Raw genomic sequence first — 25,218 nt, forward strand, 5'->3', positions numbered from 1 at the left:
CTTGATGCGGCGAATGGCAATGCTGCGCTCCTTTGCTCCCGGCACAGCCGCGCTGTGACGGCACCGGCGCATGCACTGGCGTCGCACATCACGTAAAGTGGCGGGCACTCGAACCACAAAGACCTGCACGCCATGGAATTCCTGCAATCCCTGCTGGCCCCGCGCCTGCAAAATGTTGAAACCTCCGCCATCCGCGAACTGTTCAAGGTGCTCGGCAAGCCGGGCCTGATTTCGTTCGCCGGTGGCTTTCCGGATGCCGCGCTGTTCGACGTCGAAGGCCTCAAAGCCGCCGCCGACAGCGCCCTGAGCACGGACGCCGCACGCGCCCTGCAGTATGGCGCCACCGAAGGCTTCGAGCCGCTGCGCGAGGCGATCGTCGACGTGATGAAGGCGCGTGCCGCCACCGTGGCCAACACGGACATCCTCGTCACCACCGGCTCGCAACAGGGCCTGGACCTGCTCGGCAAGGTGCTGATCGGCGAGGGGGACACGGTGCTCACCGAGGCCCCCACGTTCCTCGCCGCCATCCAGGCATTCAAGCTGTACGGTGCCAAGGTGGCCGGCGTGCCAACCGATGAAGACGGCCTTGACCTCGACGCGCTGGAAAAGACGCTCGCCACCGCCCGGCCGAAGTTCCTGTACGTGATCCCGAACTTCGGTAACCCGAGCGGCGCGCTGATGAGCCTCGAGCGCCGCCAGCGCCTGCTGCAGCTTGCCGTGCGCCACGACCTGCTGATCGTCGAAGACGACCCGTACGGCGAGCTCTATTTCGATGCGCCGCCGCCCCCGTCGCTGTACGCGCTGTCGCAAAAGACCGATGGCGCACAGGGCCGCGTGGTCTACCTCGGCAGCCTGTCGAAGGTCATGGCGCCGGGCCTGCGCGTGGGCTGGATGATCGCCTCGCAGCCAGTGCTGGGCAACGCGGTGATGGTCAAGCAGTTTGCCGACGCGCACACCTCCACGTTTGCACAGGCGACGGCCGCAGCCTATCTGCGCAGCAATCGCCTGGACACCGTGCTGCCGCGCACGCGTGCCGCCTACGCCGAACGCGCGCACGCCATGGCCAACGGCCTGCGCGCGCTGCTGCCCGAAGCCGAGCTGACGTTCAACCGTCCGCGTGGCGGCATGTTCCTGTGGGGCAGCCTGCCGGGCCGCAATGCCGGCGACGTGGCCAAGGTCGCCATCGAACGCGGCGTAGCGTTTGTGCCGGGCGCGGCGTTCTACCCGGTCGACCCGGATCGCTCGACGCTGCGACTGTCGTACGCCACCTCGTCGCTGGCGCAGGTCGAAGAGGGCGTGCGCAAGCTCGCGGGCGCCATCGGCGAGTTCAAGCAAGGCTGATTGCACCGGCGTAGGCGACGGTGGCATAGGCACACGCCGGTCCGCACATGACCGCTCGAGGTCGAAAATGTCGGGCTCAGCGGGTTGAACGCGAGGCGCCGAAGGCCGACCACCGCGCCTTTGAGATCCGAGCCTCGAGCGCGAAGCGCGGGGCGTGAGCGTTTGAGGTCGAACATGTCGAGCCCAACGTGTGGCGCACGAGGGGCTGAGGGTCGACCGCCGAGATCCCAGCCCGGAAGGTGAGGGTTTGACGTCTGAGCGCCGGGTTCGGAACCCGGCGCGTCGCGTTTCGCGCTCCGGCGTTCAATGGGCGACCGACGTGGCTGCCGGTTCATCGGCGGGCGCCGGCTCATGCTGCCCACCCGTCCGCCACATCACCACCGCCACCCCATGACACGCGGCGGCCGCCCACCCCAGCATGTCCGGTCCGCCGTGGGCCAACGCCAGCGCCCCCACCGACGACCCCAGCGCGATCCCCCCATACACCGCTGACGCATGCAGCGACAGCGTGATCGGCGACACATCGGGCGCGAGGCGGATCAGGCGCGTCGCCTGCGCCGGGCCAAAGCCCCAGCCGGCCATGCCCCACAGCACGACCGCGCCGATGGCGACTGCGCCGGCCACCGTGCCGTGCAGCACCTGCGCCGACAGCGAGAGCACCGAGAACGCCAGCACGATGCCCGCGCTGCTGACCGCCAGCACGCGCGCCACGCCTGCGCGGTCGGTCATGTGGCCGCCCAGGCCCGTGCCGAGCGCCGCAAAGCTGCCGACCAGGAACAGCACGATGCCCACGTGCTGCGGCGCGAAGCCCAGTCCCTGCACAAAGAACGGTGCGACGTAGGTGTAGAACGTAAAGCCGCCCGCCGCCCACAGCGTGGACACCGCCAGCGCGCCCAGCATGCCGGGGCGGCGTGCCACGGAGAGGCGCTGCGCCAGCGTGGTCACGCTGTGCGGCAGCGCGCGCGGCAGGCCAAAGGCCAGGCCCGCCGTGGCCAGTGCCGACAGCACACCGCATGCGACGAACGTCGAGCGCCAGTCGCCCTGTGCCGCAATCCATGCGCCCAGCGGCACGCCGAGCGCCACCGCCACCGTGCCGCCGCCCGTGATGATGGCCAGCGCCGAGCCGCTGCGCGAAGCCGGCACCAGCGAGGTGGCCACCGCATTGGCCGTCGGCAGAAACACGCCGGCCGCCAGCGCCAACAGCACGCGCGCCGCCATCAGCTGCCCGAAGCCGTGCGCGGTGGCCGCCAGCAGGTTGCCTGCCGCAAAGATGGCCAGCGCGCCGATCAGCACGCGTCGGCGGTCGACATTGCCGAGCAGCGTCGCCATCACCGGCGAGCCCACGGCATACGTGACGGCAAACACGGTGACGAGCTGCCCGGCCGCTGGCACGCTCACGCCCAGGTCTGCGGCCAGCACCGGCAGCAGGCCGGCGATCATGAAACCTTCAGTGCCGATGGCGAACGCGCCCAGGCACAACCACCATAGCGATGCCGGCATGGTCGGCTCCTGTCAGAGAACAAACGTGGAAGGGAGGCGGAGCGCGCAGGCTCCGCAGGGTTCAGCGCGCGGTGGAGGTGGCCGTCTGGCCGAACAGCACGCTGCGCGCGTCGTCGGAGATGTCTTCGCGGCGGCGCGAGTACGCGCGCTCCACCCCGGCATAGGCGCGCTGCGTGGCCGGCCGCGCGCCAACCGCTTCGAACCAGCGCTGCAGGTGCGGGAAGTCGTTCAGGTCCTGACCATGCCCGGCGTGCGGGACGATCCACGGATAGGCCGCGATGTCGGCGATCGTGTAGTCGTTGCCGGCAATGTAGGGGCGATCGGCCAGGCGGCGGTTGAGCACGCCGTACAGGCGGTTGGTCTCTTTGGTGTAGCGCTCGATGGCGTAGGGCATGCGCTCGGGCGCATAGACGTTGAAGTGGCCGATCTGCCCGGCCATCGGGCCCAGGCCGCCCACCTGCCAGAACAGCCACTTGAGCACTTCCATGCGGCCTTGCAGGTCGGCGGGCATCAACTGGCCGGTCTTCTCGGCCAGGTAGAGCAGCATGGCGCCCGATTCGAACAGCACCACCGGCTCGGTCCCCTCGGCCGGGTCGTGGTCGACCATGGCCGGGATCTTGTTGTTGGGCGAGATAGCCAGGAACTCGGGCTTGAACTGATCACCCCGGCTGATATCGACGGGGATGACGCGATGCGGCAAGCCGGTTTCGGCAAAGAACAGCGCCATCTTCAGGCCGTTGGGCGTGGCGCAGTAGTAGAGGTCGATCATGGCGGGGCCCTCGTGTTCTGTCATGTTGGTTGACAGAGTAGGCGCGCGAGTGGCCTTTTGTAATGTCCAGAAACTGGAATTTTCAGGTGACCACTTAGGGGTTGCGTGCCGCTTCGGGGTCCGCCGTTTCGCAGGAGCGTGCGTACCATTCCCACGCCGCCGTGCCACACAGCACGCCCGTCGCCAGCGCGGAGACTGCGAGCGCGGGCAGTTCGCCTGCGGGCAGCCAGGCGCCGCCCAGCACCACCAGGCCAACCACATGCGCCGGACGCAGCCGCCCGAAGATCGCCCACTTGAACAGCAGGTTGCCCAGCAGATACAGCGCCGCGCTGCCCAGCACCGCCAGCGTCGTTCCTTCATGGGCGTGGCCCACCGGATGCGCCAGCACGAACTCGTCGGCCACGGCCCCGACGATGATGCCGGCCACCAGCACCACGTGGATGTAGGTGTAGGCCAGCCGTGCGAGCCGGCCCGGATCCGCCGAATGCGACATGGTGTGCGCGCCGCGCTCGGCAATCGTGTCGAAGTACAGCCACCACATCGCCAGGCTGCCGATGAACGACATCGCCATCGCTGCGATGTTTTCGGCAGTCCAGTCGAGCCCGGCAAACGTGGAGCCCGTGACCAGCACCGATTCGCCCAGCGCGATGATGATGAACAGTGAGCAGCGCTCGGCCATGTGGCCGCCTTCCACGTTCCAGTCGTTGGTGGTGGAGCGGCCCAGGCCCGGCGTATAGAAGCCCATCGAGGGGCCGAGCCATTCGATGGTCAACGCGATGATCCAGCTGGCCCAGCGTACGGAACCGTCCGACAGGCCGCCCGCCAGCCACAGCACGGCAGAGATGCCGAGCCACGTGGCGATGCGCTGGAAGTTGCGCCGCATGGGCAATGACTCGCCGCGCACGGCCCAGAGGAAGAACACCGTGCGCCCGAACTGCATGAACACATAGGCCAGCGCAAACGCCAGCCCGCGCGAGCCGAACGCCTGCGGCAGCGATGCCGAGAGCAGCAGCCCGCCCGTCATCAGCACGAGCATCAGCATGCGGATGGCGAGCTTGTCCGGATCGAGCCAGTTCGTCACCCATGAGGTGAAGATCCACACCCACCACACCGCCAGCATCAGCAGCAGTGCCTGCGCGCCGCCTTGCAGCGTGAAGTTGCCGATCAGCAGGTGCGAGAGCTGCGTCACCGCAAACACGAACACAAGATCGAAGAACAGCTCGATGTTGGTGACGCGGTGGTGGCCATGGGCCCCGTCGGATGTGATTGGCGAGGGGCGGAGGTAACTGCGGGGCATCGGGTGTCCTGGGTGCGGCCTGTGGAGCGATCAGGCCGACTGCATGCCGAGCGTGAGCGTGCCAGCGCCCACCATCACTGCCCCGCCCGTGTAGCCGAAGCGGCGCTGCGCGGCCACGCTGGTCAGGCGCTTGGCGAGCAGCTTGGCGGCCAGCGCGTACATCGATGCATTGGCCGCGGCCAGGATGACGAAAGTCGGCAGCAGGATCACGCTCTGCGAGAGGAAAGTCTGCTCGGCCGACATGAACTGCGGCACGAAGGCGACGAAGAAGACGATGCTCTTGGGGTTCAGCGCGGTGACCGTCCACGCGGACAAGAAGCGGCGGCCAGCGGACTTCTGCTGAACAGGGATGGTCGCCTCGGGTGCGTCGTCGCGAAGGCGGCGCGCGCTGAGGATGGACTTGATGCCCAGATAGACGAGGTACGAACCGCCGATGAGCTTGAGCGCCGTGAAGGCTGCGGCCGATGCGGCCAGCAGTGCGCCCGCACCGGCAAGGGAAACCGCCATGGCCGTTGTGTCGCCAGCGGCCACGCCGGCCACGGTGCTCCACGCCGAACGGCCGCGGTTGGCCAGGGAATCACCAATCACCAACAGGATCGTCGGGCCGGGGATGAGCAGGATGATGATGCTGGCGCCGATGAAGGCCAGCCAGGTTTGGAGGGTCATGGGGTGGCTCGCTGGGTTGTTGGGGTGAGGGGAGACAGTTATCCATGAAAAAAATGGGGCGTCAAATGGGGGGTGTTTTTTGTCTTTGGTTTTTGCGTTGGTGGTCCACCTCCCTTTCGTTCCCTGCCGGGACCGACTCACTTTTCTTTGTCTTGCCAAAGAAAAGTAAGCAAAAGAAAGGCGCGCCCGAGATGGCGAAAGACTCCTTGAATTTGCGTAACCGGGCGGAGGTGGGGAAAACTCGCTGCGCTCAGACAGTTCCCCACCTTTTTTCCGCCCGCTTACGAAAATTCAAGGCGCCATCAAGGGCCTAACGTCAAAAGAAAAAGGCCAACCCGTCGTGAGGTTGGCCTTGTCGTTTGCGCTGGCGCTGCGTTGGTTTGGTCTTTGACTTTCCTGCCCTAGATGGCGCCTTGAATTTCTGTTGCAGGGAGGAAAAAGAGGGGAGGCTGTCTGAGCGCAGCGAGTTTGCCTCCCCTCCCTCCCTGTGACATAAATTCAAGGGGAAGTCGCCATCTCGGGCGCGCATTTCTTTGCTTACTTTCTTTGGGCAAGACCAAAGAAAGTGAGTCAGCCCCGGCAGGGGATGAAACAAGGGATGCACCACCAAGGCAAAAAACAACCAAAAAAAACCTACCCATGCCTCCGCGCCGCCAACCCCACCCCACTCACCAACAAAACCGCCGCCGCCACCTCCAACCCATGCGGCAACCGAGCCTCATAAACAAATCCATACAACAACGCAAACACCGTCTCAAACACAATCAATTGCCCCGACAGTGTCAACGGCAACTTGCGGCTGGCCGCATTCCACAGGCTGTTGCCCAACACAGACGCCCCCAGCGCCACGCCCATATTCACCAGCCAGAACACCGCCCACGCCGATGCGGGCTGCGCAGACGCCGTTGCCATGCCGGGCAGCAAAAACGCCGGCACGGCCAGTGCCAGTGACAGCACCCCGGTCGCGACGCCCGTCAACACCGACCACTCCCGGCTCGTGAACTGCGGCCGCGCGCGCAGGTACCGCGCATTGCACACCGCATACACCGTCCAGCACGCCAGCGCGCCCGCTGCCATCAACAGCCCGATGAAATAGGTTCTGCCGCCGGCATCCGAATGCACGTCGGGCGCATCCAGGTAAATGCACACAACGCCTGCGACGGCCATCAGCAGCGGCAGGGCCAGCTGACGCAACGGCAAGCTGCCGCGTTCGGCAGAGCCCGCGAGCGTGACCGTCACCGGCAACAGCCCGACGATGAGCGAGACCGGCGCCACGCCCGCGCGCTGCACCCCGCCCGCCACGCACAGGTAGTAAAGGATGTTGCCCGGCAGCGATAACAGCAGCAGCGCCGCCCAGTCGCGCCGCGTCGTCTTGCGCCACAGCGTGCGCCACACCGGCAGCGCTAGCACCAGCGAGAGCACACCGTACAGCACATACCGCGCGGCCGACAGCGCCAGCGGTGAAAACTCCGGCAGCATCTTTGGCGCGACGAAGATGATGCCCCACAGCGCGCCGGCCGCCACGCCGCAGCCCAGACCGGTCAGTTGGTCGTGCCGTGCGTTGCGCGTTGGGTGGGCAAGCGGGGATGCGGTGGGGGTGTCGCCGAGCGCCATGAAAGTCCGGTCCGAAAGGAGAATCGAATCCGCACTGTGCGCGCGTGCGGACCGTCGCGTCTTGGCGAAGACGGCCGCGCTTTGGCAAAAACGGAAACGGGCGAGGCTAGCGCCGCACAGCCGCGGGCGTGATGCCGTGCGCGGCCTTGAGGTGGCGCGTGAGGGCGCTTTGGTCGTAGTAGCCGCAGCGTGCCGCCACTTCGGCGATGGGCAAGGCGGAAGTTTCCAGCAGCGTGAGGGCCTGTCGTAACCGTACCTCGGCCAGCCGCGCGTGCAGGGTGATGCCGTAGGCGCCGCGGAACAGTGTGGCGAGGCGTCGTGCGCTCACGCCCACTTCCGCGGCGAGGGCCTCAACGGTGAGCGGTTCGGCGTAGCGGTGTTCGATCGCGTGCCAGGCACGCTCGGCGCGGGCGTCGGGGCGCGCGTGAATCCGCGCACACTGGTTGGCCGGGTGCGCGGCGAGCGTCGCCAGCGCCAGCGATGACCACGCGCTCGCCAGCGCCGCGTCCACGGCGGACGCGCCTTGCAGCCACGTGGTCAGTGCACGCAAGCCGGGCGTGAGCGGGAAGAACACGCGGTCGGCCAGACCTTCCAGCGCGGGCGTGTCGGCCGCCTGCACGGGGATGTCGAAGACGATGAAGCGGTTGGCGCCGGTGGCTTCGAATGCATGCGTGGCACCTGCGGGGATGAGCGCTGCATGGTGCGTGTCGACGCAGCCGGCACGGCCGTCTACGTCCATCTCGAGCACGCCGCGCGCGGGCATCACGACCTGCATGAAGTCGTGAGCGTGGGGCGGAGCGGCGCGGCCGTAGGTGCGGAAATCCAGCATGATCGGCCGAGGATAGCACCGGGCCGCGGGCAAAAAAAACCCCGGTGGAAGCCACCGGGTGCTGAACTTTCACGGACGAGGATCCGTGAGAAGAGGAACGCGCATATCGTGCACCGCCCAGGTGACAGCCGCATGACGGCGCCACATGCGCGCTCATTCCTCCGTGATGGTCACCTTGTTCGGATAGAACGCCACATAGCCTCCGACCTTGCGCGCGGCGGGTTTGGGCTGCTCATACGTCCAGACCGCGTTGTCTGCGCGCATGTCGCCGGCGACGATGGTGTAGTAGGACGCTTCGCCCTTGTACGGACAGTGCGTGTGATGTTGCGTGCGCTCCAGGTGGGTCATCTGCACGTCGTCGCGCGGGATGTACTGCACCGGCGGGTACGATGCCTCGCGCAGCGTGCGCGCCATGCGCGTATCGGCGATGGTGACGCCGTTGAACGTGACCGTCACGCGGCGCGGGTTCGATTCAACGGTGATGGGGTGATTCGGATCGGTATCGGGCATGCGGCACTCCTTCAGTGGGCGGGGGACACGCCCTTCACTGTAGCAAGTGCCGCATCCTGCGGCGGCCGGCCCGGCTTACCAGTGGGTTTCGCTCTCCGGCGTGGACGACACGCGGTGGATCGAGAGGTCTGCGCCCATGAACTCGGCTTCGCGGTCCAGCCGCAGCCCGACGAACTTGCGCAGCGTACCGTAGACCACCGTGCCACCGACCAGCGCGATGACAATGCCGCCAGCCGTGCCCGCCACTTGCGCCCAGAACGACACGCCACCCAGACCGCCGAGTGCCTTCAGGCCGAAGATGCCGGCCGCGATACCGCCCCACGCGCCGCACAGGCCATGCAGGGGCCAGACGCCCAGCACATCGTCGATGCGCCAGACGTTCTGCACGCGCGTGAACATCCACACGAACAGCACGCCGGCAATGGCGCCGACGGCCAGTGCGCCCAGCGGGTGCATCACGTCGGAACCGGCGCACACGGCCACCAGGCCGGCGAGCGGCCCGTTGTACGAGAAGCCCGGGTCGTTCTTGCCCATCCACCACGCGGTGAGCGTGCCGCCCACCATGGCCATCAGCGAGTTGATGGCGACCAGGCCGCTCATCTTGTCGAGCGTCTGCGCGCTCATGACATTGAAGCCGAACCAGCCCACTGCCAGCACCCAGGCGCCGGCTGCCAGGAAGGGGATATTTGACGGCGGATGCGCGGCGATGCGGCCGTCGTCCTTGTAGCGGCCGTGGCGTGCGCCCAGCAGCAGCACCGCCGGCAGGGCGATCCAGCCGCCCACGGCATGCACGACCACCGAGCCGGCAAAGTCGTGGAACTCCGCGCCCGTGGCGGCCTGCAGCCAGTGCTGGATGCCGAAGCGCTCGTTCCAGGCAATGCCTTCGAAGAACGGGTAGACGAAGCCCACCAGCACGAAGGTCGCCGCCAGTTGCGGCTCGAAGCGCGAGCGCTCGGCAATGCCGCCCGAGATGATGGCCGGGATGGCCGCCGCGAAGGTCAGCAGGAAGAAGAACTTCACCAGTTCGTAGCCGTTCTGCTGGGCGAGCACGTCGGCGCCAGACAGGAAGTTGATGCCGTAGGCGACCGAATAGCCGACAAAGAAGTAGGCGATGGTCGACACGGCAAAGTCGACCAGGATCTTGACCAGTGCGTTGACCTGGTTCTTCTTGCGGACGGTGCCCAGCTCGAGGAACGCGAAGCCAGCATGCATGGCAAGCACCATGATCGCGCCCAGCAGGATGAAGAGCGCGTCGCCCCCGGTTTTGATGGTGTTCATTGTGGTTGTCGTGCGGTTGATTGTCAGCGTCATTCGGGTGCAGCGTGCCCCCGAATGACGCAGGAAGCGCCGACAGATGCAAAACTTGTTCCAACGATGTGCAAGAACGCGAAATGGCGCACCATGGCCGTGCGCGATGGGGGCGATGCGGGCATGCAGCACGCGACCGCTCTCATTTGGTGCGCTGTTGCTTTGAATTGGTGCGTATGGCGCGGTGGATGCGCCGTGTTGGTGCGTTGCGCGCCTAGGGTTTGGACGCCGACACGATGAGCGAGCTGGTCACCGCGTCCCACAGAGCCTCGTAGCGCAAGCGCACCGTGCTGGCCTGCTCCGGCGACGTGGCGGGCGATTGCATGTGCAGCATCAGGAGTGCACCGTCAGTCGGCACCACGACGACGCGCCCGACCAGCGTGTTACCGCTTGCGCGCGGCACATGCGGGCCCGGCGCCTCGCCGATGTAGGTGGCCCAGATGCCGGCGCGGCCAGCAAACGATTGGGTGCCCCAGCTGATCAGTCGGCATGGCACCGACACGGCCTGGCGGACGGCATCGCGCATCCAGAGCGGCTCGCGGTGGTCGGGCACGGCCTCGGGCTCGCTCTCGGTGGGGCGGACGATAAGTTCGATGCGCGAGAGTCCGGCGCCGCCCTGATTCGCCCACGCGCCGATCGCCACCCGTCCCGGATCGGGCTTGCGCGGCGCGGCGGGCGGGACACGCTCCCACGACAGCGGCAGGCGCAGCAGCAGATTCGCGCCGCGCGCATTCGGCCAGTCGGACAGCGTCACGTCCTGGATGAAACGGCTGCCCATCTCGTCGGCGGGGCGGTCGTCGTAGACCACGGCCAGCAGGGATTGCAGCGTCGGGCGATCCTGGTTGCCCTGCGCACGTGCCACGACCCGGTCGGCCAGCGCGTGGGCGGTCTGTGCGGTTTGCGTGGCGACCATCACACTGGGCTGGTGGAGGTCGAGCGCCCGCTCGATCAGCAACTGGCGCTCGTCGTCCGTCAGCGGAATCCCGGCAATCAGGCGGCGCGTGCGCGTCAGCGCCTGCGGAAAGGCGTTGTCGAATTGCGTGCGCGCGCGGATCAGCTCTTCGCGCTCGGCGGGAAAGCGCTGGATGGCGCGCTCGAGCGCCTGCGTCTGCACGGTCAGGAAGCCAAGCACGCTGACCAGCCCGGGGATGGCGCCGGGCGTGTAGTCCCACGCCAGGGCGTGGCCGGACCACGCCAGCATGGCGCTCAGACACCAGCGCTTCGTTGCGCGGCTTGGCATGGAGATGTCCCCCTCTGGCCGAACCCGGTTTCAGCCGAAATCCGACTGTAACGATTTGTATCCATTGTGTGCAAGGTGGGGGTTGCACCAAGGCAGGGAGCGCTGGCCGCGCCGTGGCGCCCGCCGAGTTGACGTTGACGTCCGCCCCGAAAATACTGTCAGTTCGACGTGTTGACCGGCATGCCGCCTTCTGTGCGGCTTAGAACACTTCCAACGCCGGCGCGCCACTTTCCGAAGGTGGAGACATGACCGATCTTTCCACTGCCCGCGCGGCCGATCCCACGCCTGCCAGCGAAGCCGCGCCGGTGCGCAACAAGGTGCGCTTCGTGACGGCCGCGTCGTTGTTCGATGGGCATGACGCGTCGATCAACATCATGCGGCGCATCCTGCAGTCGATGGGCTGCGAGGTGATCCACCTCGGGCACAACCGCTCCGTGGATGAGGTGGTCAATGCTGCGCTGCAGGAAGACGTGCAGGGCATTGCGGTGTCCAGCTACCAGGGCGGCCACGTCGAATACTTCAAGTACATGATCGACGCGCTGCGCGCACGCGGCGGCCAGCACATCCAGGTGTTCGGCGGCGGCGGCGGGGTGATCGTGCCGGCGGAGATCCGCGAGCTGCAGGACTACGGCGTCGCGCGCATCTACAGCCCAGAAGACGGGCAGCGCATGGGCCTGGCCGGCATGATTGCCGACATGGTGCAGCGCTGCGATATCGATCTCTCCGTCTATGCGCCGGCTACGCTGGAGCCCGTTGCCAACGGCGATCGCCGCGCTCTGGCGCAATTGATCACCGCGCTGGAATCGGGCCGCGTCGATCCGGCGTTGCGCGAGGCCGTCCACGCGGCTGCGATGGCCGCGCCGACGCCTGTGCTTGGCATCACGGGCACGGGCGGTGCGGGCAAGTCGTCGCTCACCGACGAGCTGATCCGCCGCTTCCGGCTCGACCAGCAGGACGCGCTGCGCATTGCGGTCATCTCGATCGATCCGTCGCGGCGCAAGTCGGGCGGCGCGCTGCTGGGCGATCGCATTCGCATGAACGCGATCAACCATCCGAACATCTTCGTGCGCTCGCTGGCCACGCGCGAGGCGAGCCGCGAGATTTCCGACGCGCTGCCCGACGTGATTGCCGCCTGCCGCGCTGCCGGGTTCGATTTCATCATCGTCGAGACCTCCGGCATCGGGCAGGGCGATGCGGCGATCGTGCCGCATGTCGATCTGTCGCTGTACGTGATGACGCCCGAGTTTGGCGCCGCCAGCCAGCTGGAGAAGATCGACATGCTGGACTTTGCCGATCTGGTGGCGATCAACAAGTTCGACCGAAAGGGCGCGCAGGATGCATGGCGCGACGTCGCCAAGCAGGTGCAGCGCAACCGCGAGCAATGGCACGCCCGGCCCGAAGACATGCCGGTGTTCGGCACGCAGGCCTCGCACTTCAATGACGACGGCGTGACGGCGCTGTATCACGCGCTGGCCGATCGGCTGACCGAGCGCGGCATGGCGCTGGCCGAACGCACGTTGCCGCGCCCGACCGGCAAATGCTCCACCAGCCACGATGCCATCGTGCCGCCCGCGCGCGTGCGCTACCTGGCGGAGCTGGCCGATACGGTGCGCGGCTACCACCGCCGCGTCGACGCGCAAAGCCGCCTCGCGCGGGAACGTCAGCAATTGCAGGCCAGCCACCGCATGCTGGAGCAGGCCGGTGCCACGGTGCAGACGCTGTCCGCGCTCGACAAGCAGGCGGCCGAGCGCGACGCGCAGCTCGGCGCTGCCGAGCGCAAGCTGCTCGCCATGTGGCCCGACCTGCGCCGTGCGTATTCCGGTGATGAATATGTCGTGAAGATTCGCGACAAGGAAATCCGCACGCAGCTCACGCACACCACGCTTTCGGGCACCACGATCCGCAAGGTCGTACTGCCGCCGTATGAAGATGACGGCGAAGTGCTGCGCTGGCTGATGCGCGAAAACGTGCCGGGCAGCTTCCCGTACACCGCCGGTGTGTTCGCCTTCAAGCGCGAGAACGAAGACCCGACGCGCATGTTCGCGGGCGAGGGCGATGCCTTCCGCACCAACCGGCGCTTCAAGCTCGTCTCCGAAGGTATGGACGCCAAGCGGCTTTCCACAGCGTTTGACTCCGTCACGCTGTACGGCGAAGACCCGGCCCTGCGCCCCGACATCTACGGCAAGGTCGGCAACTCCGGTGTGTCGATCGCCACGCTCGACGACATGGAAGTGCTGTACGACGGCTTTGACCTGACCAGCCCTGCCACGTCGGTTTCCATGACGATCAACGGGCCTGCGCCCACGATCCTCGCGATGTTCATGAACACCGCCATCGACCAGAACCTGGCCCGGTTCCGCGCCGATAACGGGCGAGAGCCGACGCAGGACGAAGAGGCGAAGATCCGCGCGTGGGTGCTGCAGAACGTGCGCGGCACGGTGCAGGCCGACATCCTCAAGGAAGACCAGGGGCAGAACACCTGCATCTTCTCGACCGAGTTTTCGCTCAAGGTGATGGGCGATATCCAGGAATATTTCGTGCATCACCAGGTGCGCAATTTCTATTCGGTGTCGATCTCGGGCTACCACATTGCCGAGGCGGGCGCGAACCCGATCTCGCAGCTCGCCTTCACGCTCGCCAATGGTTTCACGTATGTGGAGGCGTACCTCGCGCGCGGCATGCATATCGATGACTTTGCGCCGAACCTGTCGTTCTTCTTCTCCAATGGCATGGACCCGGAGTACAGCGTGCTCGGCCGCGTCGCGCGTCGCAACTGGGCGGTGACGCTGCGAGACAAGTACGGTGCGAACGAGCGCAGCCAGAAGTTGAAGTACCACGTGCAGACGTCGGGCCGGTCATTGCACGCGCAGGAGATCGCCTTCAACGATATTCGCACGACGCTGCAGGCGCTGATCGCCATCTACGACAACTGCAACAGCCTGCACACGAATGCCTACGACGAGGCGATCACCACGCCGACGGCCGAGTCGGTGCGGCGCGCGCTGGCCATCCAGCTCATCATCAATCGCGAGTGGGGCCTGGCCAAGTGCGAGAACCCGAACCAGGGCAGCTTCATCATCGATGAGCTGACGGACCTCGTGGAAGAAGCGGTGCTGCAGGAGTTCGAACGCATTGCCGAGCGCGGCGGCGTGCTGGGTGCCATGGAAACCGGCTATCAGCGCGGCAAGATCCAGGAGGAGTCGATGCTGTATGAGCAGCGCAAGCACGATGGCTCGCTGCCGATCATCGGCGTGAATACGTTCCGCAATCCCGATGCGGAGAGCGTGGTGCCCCCGCATATTGAACTGGCGCGGTCCAGCGAGGAGGAGAAGCAGAGCCAACTCGCGCGGCTGCAGGATTTTCATGCGCGGCATGCGGGGGAAGCTCCGGCCATGCTGCAGCGCCTGCAGCGGGCGGTGATTGAAGATCAGAACGTGTTTGCGGTGCTGATGGACGCGGTGCGGGTCTGCTCGCTTGGGCAGATTACGCATGCGTTGTTTGAGGTGGGAGGGGAGTATCGGCGGAATATGTAGGGGTTTTGGGTTTTGGGTTCTTCTTGTTGGTGCATCCCTTGTTTCATCCCCTGCCGGGGCTGACTCACTTTCTTTGGTCTTGCCCAAAGAAAGTAAGCAAAGAAAGGCGCGCCCGAGATGGCGAAAGACTCCTTGAATTTATGTCGCAGGGAGGGGAAGGGAAAAACTCGCTGCGCTCAGACAGTTTCCCTTCCTTTTTCCTCCCTGCAACAGAAATTCAAGGCGCCATCTAGGGCAGGAAAGTCAAAGGACAACAGCCACACCCTCTGGGCGCCAGCCCAAACGACAAGGCCAACCTCACGACGGGTTGGCCTTTTGCTTTTGACGTTGAGCCCTTGATGGCGCCTTGAATTTTTGTGAGCGGGCGGATAAAGGAAGGAGGCTTGTCTGAGCGCAGCGAGTTTGCCTCCTTCCCCGCACGGTCACACAAATTCAAGGGGATGTCGCCATCTCGGGCGCGCCTTTCTTTTGCTTACTTTTCTTTGGCAAGACAAAGAAAAGTGAGTCAGCCCCGGCAGGGGATGAAACAAGGGATGGACCACACCCGCCCCCCGCCAGCGGAGCAAAAAAACATCCACGGCACAGAAACAAAACCTACCGCTGCATCACAGCCAGTGCCACCAGGATGCCCACCGGCGGCAACACGCACGAAGGCTTCGATACTGAGAAAACGATCCATTTCCAGCGTCCCGGCGCCTGACATGAAAGGGTGGCGCGACGCCGGTCATCATAAGGCGATCCGGTGGAATGTGACGTTACCGTCAGCAAGGCTTTTCCGTGTGTCGGCCGGTCGTTTATGCTCTTCACTTTGTTTCATTCCAATACCAAGCGAGGAGCAGTTCATGGCAATTCAAGTCGTCGGCATCGTCGGTGCCGGAACAATGGGCAACGGCATTGCGCAAGCGTGCGCCGTCGTCGGGCTGGATGTGGTGATGGTGGACATCAGCGATGCCGCCGTGCAGAAGGGCATTGCCACCGTGGCCGGCAGCCTGGATCGCCTCATCAAGAAGGAAAAACTGACCGAAGCCGACAAGGCTGCCGCGCTCGCCCGCATTCAGGGCTCGACGTCGTACGACGACCTCAAGCGCGCCGACCTCGTCATCGAGGCCGCCACCGAGAACTTCGACCTGAAGGTGAAGATCCTCAAGCAGCTCGAGGCTGCCGCAGCGCCGCACGCAATCGTGGCGTCGAACACGTCGTCCATCTCGATCACCAAGCTGGCCGCGGTGCTGCAAGACGCGAGCCGCTTCATCGGCATGCACTTCTTCAACCCGGTGCCGATGATGGCGTTGGTGGAAGTCATCCGCGGCCTGCAGACGAGCGATGCCACGCATGCGGCGGTGGAAGCGCTGGCCAAGCAACTGGGCAAGACGCCGATCACGGTCAAGAACAGCCCGGGCTTTGTCGTCAACCGCATCCTGTGCCCGATGATCAACGAGGCGTTCTGCGTGCTGGGCGAGGGCCTGGCCTCGCCAGAGGAAATCGACGAAGGCATGAAGCTCGGCTGCAACCACCCGATCGGGCCGCTGGCGCTGGCCGACATGATCGGCCTGGACACCATGCTGGCCGTGATGGAAGTGCTGTACACCGAATTCAGCGATCCGAAATACCGCCCGGCCATGCTGATGCGCGAAATGGTGGCCGCCGGCTACCTGGGCCGCAAGACCGGCCGCGGCGTGTACGACTATCGGAAGTAAGCCCCTGACGTTTGCGCTGTCCGCCAACTGTCAGGCCGGATTCGCGCAAAGTGTCTGCAAGTGTGCATGGAGGCGGTGTGGCGGTGCGTTGATGATGACGCATCGCCACACCGTTTTTTTCTTCTCCAACACTTCGGACGCCATCATGCCGCGCTACGCCTTCCGCCTGCTCAACGTCTTTGCCGAATCCACGTTCGGCGGCAACCAGCTCGCCGTCTTTGAAGACGGGCGAGGCCTGGACGACGCCACGATGCAGGCCATCGGACGCCAGTTCAACCTGTCCGAGATCACGTTCATTTTTCCCGACGACACGGATGGCGCCACGGCGCGCTTCCGCATCTTCACGCCCGATTACGAGATGCCGTTTGCCGGCCATCCGTCGCTGGGCACCGCGCAGGTGGTGCGCGAGCTGTATGGCCCGGGCAATGAACTGACGCTGCGTTGCCAGTCGGGCATCGTGTCATTGACGGCGCAGGACGAGGGGTGGTCGCTGGTGCCGCCGCGCTCCGGCGCGCTGAATACGCGCGAAGCCGATCCGGCCATCGCCCAGATGCTCGGGTTGGACGCCGATGCGCTGGCGGGGCCGCCGCTGTGGGTCGACGCAGGCATTGAGCAACTGATGGTGCCGGTCAAGACGCGCGCCGATGTGGAGCGCGCCCGGCCCGACCCGTCAGCCTTTGATGCGTGGCCGCGCAGCCGCAACGACGGGCGCAACGCGTACGTCTTCACCATGCCGGCGCCCGGCAGTGACGATCCGGTGGTCTCGCGTTTCTTCTTCGAATACGGCACCGGCCTGTGGGAAGACCCGGGCACCGGCTCGGCGTGTGCCAACCTGGGCGGCTGGCTGCGGTCGACCGGCCATGCTTTGCCGGCCAGCTACCGCATCGAGCAGGGCGCCGCAGTGGGGCGACCCTGCCACCTCACGCTGCGTGTGGATGCCGACGGCACGATCCACGTGGGTGGCCGCGTGATCGAAATCGGCCGCGGCACGTTGACGATTTAATCTGCGGCGCCCAGCTGCTTGCAGAAGAACGTTGTCCCGCAGTACGCGCCGTCGGGCATCAGCGCGTAGTTGGGCACGACGCCCACGCGCTGCCAGCCGGCGCGTGCGTATAGCCGCTCGGCATCGCCGCCTGTCACGCAATTGTCCAGGACATCGGCCAGCGCGTCGATGCACGCACGCGCGTCATCCATGCCGATGCGCCGCACGGACACGGTATCGGTCATCAGCCTCTCCTTCCGCCCGCCGGCATGGGAGGCAAGGTGGTGAGCGCCACCAGGTAGCGCGCAGGACGTTTCGTCGGGTTATGAAAGACGATGGGGCGGTCCAGCTGCATGCTCAGGCAGTCGCCAGCGTCGAGCCGCCAGTGCGCGTCGCCCACGGTCATTTCCATCGTGCCTTCGATGATCCACACCTGCTGGTGGATTTCGGCATCGCGTGCGCCGGTGTCGTAGGCCACGCGCTCGCCGGGCGGAAAGTGCACCTCTACGAGCTGCAAGGGCGAACGCGCGGCCGGTGACAGGTTGCGGCGTACATAGCCGGAAGCCGGGTCGGTCCACTCGGGCTGATCGGCTGCGCGTGAGACGGGCGACGGCTCGGCGGGGGAGGCCGCGCTGTCTTCGAACAATGACGCGAGCGTCACCCCCAGCGCAGAACTGAGCCGGTCGAGCACGGCGGCGGTCGGGCTGCTCTGGCCGCGCTCGATCAGGGAGATCGCGGAGCGGCTGACCTGACTGCGTTCAGCCAGTGCCTCGAGGGACAGGCCCTGCGCGTCGCGTAGCGCGCGCAGGCGTCGGGCGATGCGTTGGTGGATGTTCATCCATCCAGTTTAGTGGATTTTCTGTCCAGCAAACTGGAATGTGCCGGGGCAGTTCAGTTTCGCCGCTGCACCGCCGGCGGCAGCCAGGACCCATCGAGCGCGGCCTCCTTGGGCCACGTCAGTTGCATGCGCAACTGGAAGGGCCCGGCGGGCGCCGGCAGCCAGTTGTTGCGCATGCCCTTGGGCGGCGCGCGCTGGATCATGATGTCGAGCGATCCGTCACGGTTCAGGCGCGGGTGGTTGGCTTCGCTCAGGGCGTTGCGCAGCGCCGGGCGCGCCGCACCGGGCGCGGGCTGCGGTTCCGTGCCGACGGCGGCCACAGCCCAGCCGGCATTTTCAGGGGGCAACTGGCTGCGATCGAAATGCAGCACGTAGCGGTGCGCGCTGTCCAGCGTGAAGCCATTGGCATCGGTCGTGGCGGTGGCGATCAGCAGGTCCTGCGGCAGGTCGGTGCCGCCGCCGTCCCAGGCGACGATGGCACGCTGCGCGTAGTCCAGCCCGTAGGCGCCGACCATGCGGGGGATGAACCAACCGTTCTGCGTGATGGGTGGTTGCTTGACGGCCAGGCCCAGCGTGCTGCGCGCGGCGTCGACGCCGGCATCCATCACCTTCAGGCTGGCCGGGTTGACCGCCTTTGCGTCGAAGGGCGTACCGGGCGTGATGCCCAGATCGCGCAGGGTCCGAAGCATGGTGGAATCCGCCGCATGCGGCGGGTTGTCCTTGAGTAGCGCGGCGAAGCGCGTGAAGTACGCGTTGGCATCCAGCGCGGTGACGCGGCGGCGCGCGGCGGCCAGGCTGACGTCGGCGTCGGCATCGGTGGTTGTGTTCGCTTCCGCGCGGGCCCGTGCCACGTTGTCGCGCGCGGCTGGTTTGCCGAAAGCCTCAAGCGGTGTGATGCGGTAGCGGTCCTGCACACGGCGTGCAGCGGCGATGTCGCGCTCGCCGGCCACCTGCGTGCGGGCGACGATCCACACCAGGGTGGTCGGCGCGGCCACTTGCTTGACGCCGGCCGGCAGCGTCCCCTCCCAGCCTGGCGGCGTGATGGCGTAGTGCGCCGCGCGTGCTCCCGTGGTGCGATTGCCCAGCGATTCGAAGATGTCTGTCCACCCGTCGTGCAGCGCAACCCAGATATGCCGGCGGCCCACCTCGGGCAGGCTCAGCACCACCGGCCCGTTGCGCAAATCGATGAACGCGCTGCTGGCCAGCACGTCCACGCGAGCGCGCACGCCGGTTGGCAGTGCGGCGTCGTCAAGCGTGCGCTGATGCATGAAGTGCCCGGCGGGCGCCACCGCAGAGGTGGTCTGCAGCAGGGCATCCGTCATCATCATCGGAAAGGCGTAGACATAAGCCGATCGGACCTGGGCTTCTGCGGGTTGCGGCAGACGCATTTGCGCGGCGGGCGGCGTGGCGGGGGGAGGCTGGGTGGAGCAGCCCGTCTGGGTGAGGGCTGCCGCGCTCAGCGCCACGACCGCCAGCCTCATGAGCAGGCGCGCGGGCGCAGGGCAGTGCGTCATCGTGTTCTCCTTTGTTGTTGGTGCGCGCAACAGGGAGCAGATCAGACGCCTGTCGAACATCCCCCCAAGGATGCCTGCGCATACGGTTGCGCGTGGGCTGATCTCGCAGCGCCGCGCATTTCGTCGTAAGTCTCTGGAATGTAGGAGTGCCACCGGCGCAAGTCAATTGATGTAAGCAAGGGGCATCATCCAGCGCGCACGCTAGAGCCGCAAATGCAACGCGAGGCGCAGTTTGGCGGCATCGTACTCGGCTTTCAGGCGCGCGACGATCTCGGCGGCGGGGGGTAAGTCGCCGATCTGCCCGACGCCCTGGCCGGCACCCCAGATGTCTTTCCATGCCTTGGCGCGTGAGCTGCCGTCGCCAAAGTTCATCGCGGATTTGTCGGCCTCGGGCAGCGCCTCCGGGTCCAGGCCGGCCAGTTCGATGCTCTCGCGGATGTAGTTGCCGTGTACGCCGGTGAAGAGGTTGGTGTAGATGATGTCCGATGCCGCCGCCCGCAGGATGGCCTGCTTGTAGCTTTCGGCGGCGTGGGCCTCCTGGCTGGCGATGAAGCGCGTGCCGATGTAGGCGAGGTCCGCGCCCATGGCCTGTGCGGCGAGGATGGCGTCGCCCGTGGCGATGGCGCCCGAGAGGGCAATCGGCCCGTCGAAGATGCGCCGCACTTCGCCCACGAGCGCAAACGGCGACAACGTGCCGGCATGCCCGCCTGCCCCTGCCGCTACCAGGATCAGCCCGTCGACGCCGGCTTCGAGGGCCTTCTCGGCATGGCGCAGGTTGATGACGTCGTGCAGCACGATGCCGCCGTAGCTGTGCACGGCGTCCAGGATTTCCTTCACGGGCGCGCGCAGCGAGGTGATGAAGATCGGCACCTTGTGCTTGACGCAGGTCGCGACATCCTGCTCCAGCCGCGCGTTCGAGTGATGGACGATCTGATTGACCGCCAGCGGCCCCACCACGTCGTGCGGATGCGCGGCTCGGTGCGCCGCCAGGTCTTCGTTCATCTGCGTGAGCCACTCGTCCAGCACTTCGGCCGGACGCGCGTTGAGCGACGGAAACGCGCCGACAATCCCGGCCTTGCACTGCGCCAGCACCAGTTCCGGATAACTGACGATGAACATCGGTGAGCCGATCACCGGCAGCGTCAGATGTTGCAGCACGAGCGGCAGATGCTTGGCGGCGGGCATGGCGTCTCCAGTTGGACTGCGTCGTTCGATTATAGGAACGATCCTGCACCCTGCCGCACGGATCCGCCTGGCCGCGCTCAGGCATGCGCTTGCTGCGCCAGCAGGTCAATGAAGGTGCGGTTGAATGCGGGCAGATCGTCGGGCTTGCGGCTGCTGACCCAGTTGCGGTCAGTCACGACTGCCTGGTCTACCCACATGCCGCCGGCATTCCGGATGTCGTCCTGCAAGGTCGGCCAACTGGTCAGCGTGCGGCCGCGCACAAGGCCGGCCGATACCATCAGCCAGGGCCCGTGGCAGATCACGGCGATCGGTTTTTGCGCACGTTCGAACGCTTTTACAAAGGCCTGCGCGGCGGGCACGATGCGCAACGCATCGGCGTTGAAGACGCCGCCGGGCAGCACCAGGCCATCGAAATCTTCGGACCTGGCGGCCTCCAGGGTGAGATCCACCGGGAAGGTGTCGCCCTTGGCTGCATGATGCAGGCCCGTTACGCTGCCAGGCCTTGGTGCGATGATGCTGACGCTCGCGCCGGCGCCTTCCAGGGCTTGCTTCGGGCTGGCCAGCTCGGCTTGTTCGAACAGGTCGGACACAAGAATGGCGATGCGCATGTCGTGTAGCGGGGTCATGGTGTGCTCCTGTTGCGTGGGGGTGAGTGGACACGGCCGCAACGGACATGCCTGCTCTGCGCTAGCATGCGGAGCATCCATCGCATACACCCACGGAGACGCACATGACGACACCGCTTTCCATCGACACCGCCACGGCCGCGGCCGACGCCACGCTGTTCCCCGGTTTTCGCCCCTTCCGGCAGGTCGCCAACGGTGTCGAGATTGCCGGTGTGATCGGCGGCAGCGGACCGCCGCTGCTGTTGCTGCACGGGCATCCGCAAAGCCACGTGATCTGGCACAAGGTGGCGCGCGATCTGATGCGCGATTACACCGTCGTCGCCACGGACTTGCGCGGCTATGGCGCCTCGTCCAAGCCGCCCGGCAGCGTCAGGCACGCGGAATACAGCAAGCGTGTCATGGCGCAGGATCAGGTGGACGTGATGCGCGCGCTAGGCTTCGGCCGCTTCCGGCTGTGCGCGCACGATCGCGGCGCCCGCGTAGCGCACCGCCTGTGTGTCGATCACCCCGCGCACGTGGAGCGCGCCATGCTGCTCGACATCGCCCCCACGCTGGCCATGTACGAGCACACCGACATGGCGTTCGCTTCGGCTTACTGGCACTGGTTCTTCCTGATCCAGCCGTCGCCGTTTCCCGAGACGCTCATCAACGCCACGCCCGATTTCTACATCGGCAAGCTCATGGGGCTGCGCCATGCGGGGCTCGATCCCTTCGCACCCGAGGCCATGGCGACCTACGCTGCCGCCATGCGCGATCCCGCCTGCGTGCACGCCATGTGCGAGGACTACCGCGCTGCGGCCACCATCGACCTCGAGCATGATCGCGCCGACCGCGCCGCCGGCAAGCGGGTGCGCGTGCCGCTGCGTGTGCTGTGGGGCGAGCATGGCGTGGTCCAGCGTTGCTTCCAGCCCCTTGCGCTGTGGCAAGCCGTGGCCGAAGACGTGACGGGCGGCACGGTGCCGTGCGGGCATTACGTGCCCGAAGAGGCACCCGAGGCGCTGCTTCAGGAGATGCGGACGTTCTTTGCCTGAGCCTTTGCCGGCAAGCACAGCCGCATGCTCGACGCGGGCAGTCAGTCGCGATTGAGGATGCGGCCGTGTTCGACGGTAGCGGCGCCTGCCTTGACCAGCGCTGCAATCGCGGCATCCAGCAGCCTCTCCATCGATTGGCTCGCGAAGAAGCGCGCCCGCAAGCGCGGCATCAGTGTGGTCTGCGTGAACCACGTGAACAGCGCATCGCGCGACAGCGCCTGCTGTTCCAGCAGCTTGAACTTCACCAGCACTCGCATACCGTGCAGTGCATTGCGCTCCGGATCAGCACGCAGATACGCAAGCCGCCCCAGCGATGCGTCAATCGCAGCATTGACGGCGGTGAACGGCCGGCCGTGCCCGGGAATCACCACGCGCGCCCCCAGCTGCGCGATGCGCTCGAGAATGGCCTGCTGTTCGGCAAAACCGCTTTCGCCTTCCAGCTCGGGAAAGATCACACCAAAGCCGCGCTCCCACAACGCATCGGCGGAGATCAGCACGCGCGTGTCGGGGCTGTAGAGGATGACGGCGTGCGGGTCGTGCCCGGGTGCGCTGATCACCTGCCAGTCGAAACCGCCCAGACGCAGCGTCATGCCGTCAGCGAGGCCCGCGTCGGCATCGCTGTTGGGCAACGTGAAGCGCGCGCACTCCTGGCCTGTGGGGCCGTAGCTGAGGGCGTCGATGTCCCAGCGCCGCACGTCGTCGATCTGCGCGGCGGGCACACGCGTGTGGCTGCCGTAGATGGTCTGCAGCGCCGCATTGCCGCCGCAGTGATCCGAGTGCAGGTGCGTATTCAGCAGGCGGCGCAGGGGCCGTCCCTGCAGCGCGTGCTTCACCAGCGCCACGGTTTGCGGGGCGTGCGTGAGATAGCCCGAATCCACCAGCGCGCAACCGCCATGCGCTTCGTCGTCGAAGAACAGGATGTTGTTGGACGACAGCCAGCCGCGCTCGAACACGCGCATCGAATCAGGCAGGGTGATGATGTCGTGTTCGGCCATGGTGATGGGCGCTCAGGCGCAGGGCGCGTCGTTGAGCCAGGCGCAGGCGCGCTCGGGCAAGGTTTTCCACACGGCCAGGCGAGCCGCATCGCTCATGGTCGACCACGCGGCAATTTCTTCGATCGTGCGCATGCAGCCGATACACAGGCCGCGCGCCTCGTCCATCTCGCAGACGCTGATGCACGGAGACGACACCGGCTGCGTACGCTCCGCCTGCTGGCGGCTGTTGCGCAACTTGCCCAGCGATAGCTTCAGTTGCGCGCGGGTGCAGGCGTCCATGCGTGTGCGATCAGTCGCGCTGGGCGATGTCGGCCACGGGCGCGCCGGTCATCGCTTCCAGTTCGGCAGGCGTGAGGTTGAACACGGCATGCGGGTGGCCGGCTGCGGCCCACACGCTGTCGTACTGGAACAGGTCTTGGTCGAGCAGCATCACGGGCTTGACCGCATGGCCGACCGGACATACGCCGCCGATGGCGTAACCGGTTTTCTCGCGTACGAACTTCGCATCGGCCTTGGCCAGTGCGCCCACGTGCGCGGAAACCTTTGCCTCGTCGACACGATTGGTGCCGCTGGCGATCACCAGCACCGGCACGTCGTCTTCAGCACGACGGAAGATGATCGACTTGGCGATCTCCGCCACCGAGCAGCCGAGGCCGGCAGCCGCTTCGGCAGACGTTTTTCCGGTGGCCGGCAGCATCACGATGGCTTTTTCGTAGCCGAGCGTGCGGAGGTGGTCGGCCACGCGTTGAGCGGATTCAGGCAGCGGCGCGTTCGTATCGGTAGCGGTCATCGTCGTTGTGCTTGGTGGGGTTTCAGATGCAGGCCTGGGCGATCTGGTCCTGCAGCTTGAGCAGCAGCGCGCGGCCTGCACGTGACGCCGTGGGGCGGCCGATGGCTTGCGAGATGAAGTCGCCCGCCAGCACGACCTTGTCCAGGTCGATGCCGGTGCGGATGCCCAGGCCGTGCAGCAGGTACAGCACGTCTTCGGTGGCAACGTTGCCGGTCGCGCCCTTGGCATACGGGCAGCCGCCCAGCCCTGCCACCGATGCGTGGAAGATGGCGATACCGACTTCCAGGCTGGCGAGGATGTTGGCCAGTGCCTGGCCGTACGTGTCGTGGAAATGGCCCGAGAGGCGGTCGATCGGGAACGTCGCCGCGGCGGCTTCCATCACGGTTTTCACCTGCCCGGCGGTACCCACGCCGATCGTGTCGGCAATGTCGATCTCGTCGCAGCCCAGGTCGGCCATGCGCTTGATGACATCCACCACCGACGACACCGGCACCTCGCCCTGATACGGGCAGCCCAGCGAACACGAGATCGACCCGCGCACGCGAATGCCCGCATCCTTGGCCGCCTTGGCCACCGGCACAAAGCGTTCGATCGACTCCGCAATCGAGCAATTGATGTTCTTCTGCGCAAAGGCCTCGCTGGCGGCGCTGAAGATCACGATCTCATCCGCGCCCGCTGCTGCCGCGCCTTCGAAGCCCTTCATGTTGGGCGTGAGCACGGAGTACAGCGTGCCCGGCCGGCGCTGGATGCGGGCCATCACGTCGGCGCCATCGGCCATTGCCGGCACCCATTTGGGCGACACGAACGACGCGGCTTCCACATTCACGAAGCCCGCCTCGGACAGCCGGTTCACCAGTTCGACCTTGGTGTCGGTGGAAACCGGCGCCTTTTCGTTCTGAAGACCATCGCGCGGGCCGACCTCGACCATTTTCACAAATTTCGGGAGTGCCATC

Annotated in this window: 22 protein-coding genes and 1 pseudogene; 5 read left to right on the forward strand and 18 right to left on the reverse strand. The window is 66.2% G+C overall.

Annotation, left to right across the window (positions count from 1 at the left end; genetic code table 11):
* Nucleotides 1-132 precede the first annotated feature (132 nt).
* A complete protein-coding gene (locus tag R2N03_RS20000) occupies nucleotides 133-1,341 on the forward strand; it encodes an aminotransferase-like domain-containing protein (RefSeq protein ID WP_316659624.1) in 1,209 nt (402 codons plus the stop codon).
* Between the two features lie 303 nt (nucleotides 1,342-1,644).
* Here R2N03_RS20000 and R2N03_RS20005 read toward each other — a convergent pair whose 3' ends face one another.
* The 9 genes from R2N03_RS20005 to R2N03_RS20045 all read right to left on the reverse strand — a co-directional run bounded on the left by R2N03_RS20005 (nucleotide 1,645) and on the right by R2N03_RS20045 (nucleotide 11,074).
* Nucleotides 1,645-2,841 carry an MFS transporter gene (locus R2N03_RS20005; RefSeq protein WP_316659625.1) on the reverse strand — a complete coding sequence of 399 codons (1,197 nt, stop codon included), beginning with the start codon at nucleotides 2,839-2,841 and terminating at the stop codon, nucleotides 1,645-1,647.
* 61 nt (nucleotides 2,842-2,902) lie between these two features.
* Nucleotides 2,903-3,610: a glutathione binding-like protein gene (locus R2N03_RS20010; protein WP_316659685.1), complete on the reverse strand. Its 708-nt coding sequence runs from the start codon at nucleotides 3,608-3,610 to the stop codon at nucleotides 2,903-2,905.
* A gap of 94 nt (nucleotides 3,611-3,704) precedes the next feature.
* Nucleotides 3,705-4,907: a low temperature requirement protein A gene (locus R2N03_RS20015; protein ID WP_260803819.1), complete on the reverse strand. Its 1,203-nt coding sequence runs from the start codon at nucleotides 4,905-4,907 to the stop codon at nucleotides 3,705-3,707.
* A 30-nt stretch (nucleotides 4,908-4,937) separates the two neighbouring features.
* Nucleotides 4,938-5,573, reverse strand: a complete 636-nt coding sequence (locus R2N03_RS20020) for a LysE family translocator (protein ID WP_147218873.1) — start codon at nucleotides 5,571-5,573, stop codon at nucleotides 4,938-4,940.
* A gap of 633 nt (nucleotides 5,574-6,206) precedes the next feature.
* Entirely contained in the window at nucleotides 6,207-7,187 is a 981-nt protein-coding gene (locus R2N03_RS20025; RefSeq protein ID WP_316659626.1) for a DMT family transporter, read from the reverse strand.
* A 106-nt stretch (nucleotides 7,188-7,293) separates the two neighbouring features.
* Nucleotides 7,294-8,016, reverse strand: coding sequence for an AraC family transcriptional regulator (locus R2N03_RS20030; RefSeq protein WP_316659627.1), 723 nt, complete (start codon nucleotides 8,014-8,016; stop codon nucleotides 7,294-7,296).
* A gap of 153 nt (nucleotides 8,017-8,169) precedes the next feature.
* Nucleotides 8,170-8,526, reverse strand: a complete 357-nt coding sequence (locus R2N03_RS20035) for a DUF427 domain-containing protein (RefSeq protein WP_316659628.1) — start codon at nucleotides 8,524-8,526, stop codon at nucleotides 8,170-8,172.
* A 75-nt stretch (nucleotides 8,527-8,601) separates the two neighbouring features.
* Nucleotides 8,602-9,804 (reverse strand): ammonium transporter, encoded by a 1,203-nt coding sequence (locus tag R2N03_RS20040; protein WP_316659629.1) that lies wholly within the window; start codon nucleotides 9,802-9,804, stop codon nucleotides 8,602-8,604.
* A 244-nt stretch (nucleotides 9,805-10,048) separates the two neighbouring features.
* Complete coding sequence (locus tag R2N03_RS20045) at nucleotides 10,049-11,074, reverse strand: hypothetical protein (protein ID WP_316659630.1); 1,026 nt, start codon at nucleotides 11,072-11,074, stop codon at nucleotides 10,049-10,051.
* Between the two features lie 245 nt (nucleotides 11,075-11,319).
* Between R2N03_RS20045 and icmF the strand changes: the two genes are divergently transcribed.
* The 3 genes from icmF to R2N03_RS20060 all read left to right on the forward strand — a co-directional run bounded on the left by icmF (nucleotide 11,320) and on the right by R2N03_RS20060 (nucleotide 17,307).
* Nucleotides 11,320-14,607 carry a fused isobutyryl-CoA mutase/GTPase IcmF gene (gene icmF, locus R2N03_RS20050; protein WP_316659631.1) on the forward strand — a complete coding sequence of 1,096 codons (3,288 nt, stop codon included), beginning with the start codon at nucleotides 11,320-11,322 and terminating at the stop codon, nucleotides 14,605-14,607.
* A gap of 842 nt (nucleotides 14,608-15,449) precedes the next feature.
* On the forward strand, nucleotides 15,450-16,304 hold the full coding sequence (locus R2N03_RS20055) for a 3-hydroxybutyryl-CoA dehydrogenase (protein WP_316659632.1): 855 nt from the start codon (nucleotides 15,450-15,452) through the stop codon (nucleotides 16,302-16,304).
* 145 nt (nucleotides 16,305-16,449) lie between these two features.
* A complete protein-coding gene (locus R2N03_RS20060) occupies nucleotides 16,450-17,307 on the forward strand; it encodes a PhzF family phenazine biosynthesis protein (protein WP_316659686.1) in 858 nt (285 codons plus the stop codon).
* Here R2N03_RS20060 and R2N03_RS20065 read toward each other — a convergent pair.
* The 5 genes and pseudogenes from R2N03_RS20065 to R2N03_RS20085 all read right to left on the reverse strand — a co-directional run.
* Nucleotides 17,304-17,459: pseudogene (locus R2N03_RS20065) on the reverse strand (GNAT family N-acetyltransferase); the annotation flags it as partial. The gene R2N03_RS20060 and the pseudogene R2N03_RS20065 overlap by 4 nt on opposite strands.
* A gap of 71 nt (nucleotides 17,460-17,530) precedes the next feature.
* Nucleotides 17,531-18,124, reverse strand: a complete 594-nt coding sequence (locus tag R2N03_RS20070) for a helix-turn-helix domain-containing protein (RefSeq protein ID WP_316659633.1) — start codon at nucleotides 18,122-18,124, stop codon at nucleotides 17,531-17,533.
* 53 nt (nucleotides 18,125-18,177) lie between these two features.
* Nucleotides 18,178-19,638, reverse strand: a complete 1,461-nt coding sequence (locus R2N03_RS20075) for a DUF1254 domain-containing protein (RefSeq protein WP_316659634.1) — start codon at nucleotides 19,636-19,638, stop codon at nucleotides 18,178-18,180.
* Nucleotides 19,639-19,839: 201 nt separating this feature from the next.
* Nucleotides 19,840-20,823, reverse strand: coding sequence for an NAD(P)H-dependent flavin oxidoreductase (locus R2N03_RS20080; RefSeq protein ID WP_316659635.1), 984 nt, complete (start codon nucleotides 20,821-20,823; stop codon nucleotides 19,840-19,842).
* 77 nt (nucleotides 20,824-20,900) lie between these two features.
* Nucleotides 20,901-21,449: a type 1 glutamine amidotransferase domain-containing protein gene (locus R2N03_RS20085; RefSeq protein WP_316659636.1), complete on the reverse strand. Its 549-nt coding sequence runs from the start codon at nucleotides 21,447-21,449 to the stop codon at nucleotides 20,901-20,903.
* 104 nt (nucleotides 21,450-21,553) lie between these two features.
* Here R2N03_RS20085 and R2N03_RS20090 point away from each other — a divergent pair, with 104 nt between their 5' ends.
* A complete protein-coding gene (locus R2N03_RS20090; protein ID WP_316659637.1) occupies nucleotides 21,554-22,480 on the forward strand; it encodes an alpha/beta fold hydrolase in 927 nt (308 codons plus the stop codon).
* Between the two features lie 41 nt (nucleotides 22,481-22,521).
* Here the strand turns inward: R2N03_RS20090 and R2N03_RS20095 are convergent, their stop codons facing one another.
* Genes R2N03_RS20095 through R2N03_RS20110 form a run of 4 tightly spaced genes read right to left on the reverse strand, consistent with a single transcriptional unit; the run spans nucleotide 22,522 to nucleotide 25,217 of the window.
* Nucleotides 22,522-23,475 (reverse strand): MBL fold metallo-hydrolase, encoded by a 954-nt coding sequence (locus R2N03_RS20095; protein ID WP_316659638.1) that lies wholly within the window; start codon nucleotides 23,473-23,475, stop codon nucleotides 22,522-22,524.
* Between the two features lie 12 nt (nucleotides 23,476-23,487).
* The gene (locus R2N03_RS20100; protein ID WP_316659639.1) at nucleotides 23,488-23,754 is read right to left on the reverse strand and encodes a DUF1289 domain-containing protein; all 267 of its coding nucleotides are present in this window, start codon (nucleotides 23,752-23,754) and stop codon (nucleotides 23,488-23,490) included.
* 10 nt (nucleotides 23,755-23,764) lie between these two features.
* On the reverse strand, nucleotides 23,765-24,265 hold the full coding sequence (locus R2N03_RS20105) for a YbaK/EbsC family protein (protein WP_027678443.1): 501 nt from the start codon (nucleotides 24,263-24,265) through the stop codon (nucleotides 23,765-23,767).
* Between the two features lie 22 nt (nucleotides 24,266-24,287).
* Nucleotides 24,288-25,217 (reverse strand): hydroxymethylglutaryl-CoA lyase, encoded by a 930-nt coding sequence (locus R2N03_RS20110; protein ID WP_260804053.1) that lies wholly within the window; start codon nucleotides 25,215-25,217, stop codon nucleotides 24,288-24,290.
* Nucleotide 25,218: the final 1 nt, after the last annotated feature.

Origin of the sequence: Ralstonia condita, from assembly GCF_958405655.1 — a bacterium.
Taxonomy (GTDB): domain Bacteria; phylum Pseudomonadota; class Gammaproteobacteria; order Burkholderiales; family Burkholderiaceae; genus Ralstonia; species Ralstonia condita.